Below are 1248 nucleotides of genomic sequence, written 5' to 3' on the forward strand. Positions count from 1 at the left end.
CCTGATTTCAATGGGTGATTGCAACACTTCGCGTAGGAGTGTTGATGGCTCGTCCTTTGGTGTTGAAGTCAGTGCTGCGTCGGTACTGGGATTTGGTGGCCGAAGGGGTGCCGCCATGGGTGGCAGGTGAGCGGCTTGGCGTGTCGGGGACTACGGGCGGGCGTTGGTTTGGTCACGCTGGCGGGGTGAAACCCCAGTTCAAGGAGTCCGGCGGGACTAAATGGCAGCGCTTGTCGCACGACGAGCGCGAGGAGATCAGTATTGGTCTTGCCAAAGATGAGTCGATCCGCTCGATTGCTCATCGGCTTAGCCGCGCTCCGTCGACGATTTCGCGTGAGGTCAGTGCCAACCGGGTGGGCCGCGATGTGTGTGGGCCCTACCGAGCCCATCGGGCTCAGCAGCGCAGCGAGGAGCGAGCGCGCCGGCCTAAGGCCGGCAAGTTGTCGGGCAACCTGGAGCTGCGCACGCGCGTCGATACGCTGCTGAGTCAGAGGTACAGTCCCGAGCAGATAGCCGGTGTGCTGGCCAAGACCTATCCTGAGCGCCCGGAGATGCAGGTGTCGCACGAGACCATCTATAAGGCGATTTACGTCCAAGGCCGTGGAGAGCTGCGCCGAGAGCTGCATCGCTGCTTACGAACTGGGCGAGCAGTGCGCAAACCGCGTCGGCGCAGCGGGGCTGCGCGAGGCCGCATCCCGGGGATGGTCAACATCTCCGAGCGCCCTGCCGAGGCCGAGGACCGCGCGGTACCTGGGCATTGGGAGGGCGACCTGATCATCGGAAAGGATCAGGCCTCTCAAATTGGCACGCTCGTCGAACGCTCCACCGGTTTTGTCCAGCTGCTGCACCTGCCCACCCACCGCACTGCCGAGGTCGTCGCCGAGGCGATGATCGCCAAGATCAAAGACTTCCCCGACGCGCTACGAAGAACGCTTACCTGGGATCAGGGCCACGAAATGGCTGCCCACCAGCGGATCAGTATCGACGCCGGGATCGAGATCTTTTTCTGCGACCCGCACTCGCCATGGCAACGCGGCAGCAACGAGAATACCAATGGTCTTCTGCGGCAGTATTTTCCGAAGGGAACCGACCTTTCAAAGCATTCGGCTAAATACCTCGACGAAGTCGCCGCCGAACTCAACAACCGGCCCCGGAAACGCTACGACTTCGACAGCCCCGCCCAAGTCCTTGACCGGATACTCTCGGATCCGAAAACAACCACTGTTGCGATCAAACCTTGAATCCGCC

At 61.8% G+C, this 1248-nt stretch carries 1 protein-coding gene; it reads left to right on the top strand.

What is annotated here, in order from left to right; translation table 11 throughout:
* The first annotated feature begins 44 nt into the window (after positions 1-44).
* Entirely contained in the window at positions 45-1241 is a 1197-nt protein-coding gene (locus tag CSQ99_RS30600) for an IS30 family transposase (RefSeq protein WP_099042699.1), read from the top strand.
* Positions 1242-1248 lie beyond the last annotated feature (7 nt).

Origin of the sequence: Mycobacterium neglectum (assembly GCF_002591975.1) — a bacterium.
Lineage (GTDB): Bacteria > Actinomycetota > Actinomycetes > Mycobacteriales > Mycobacteriaceae > Mycobacterium > Mycobacterium neglectum.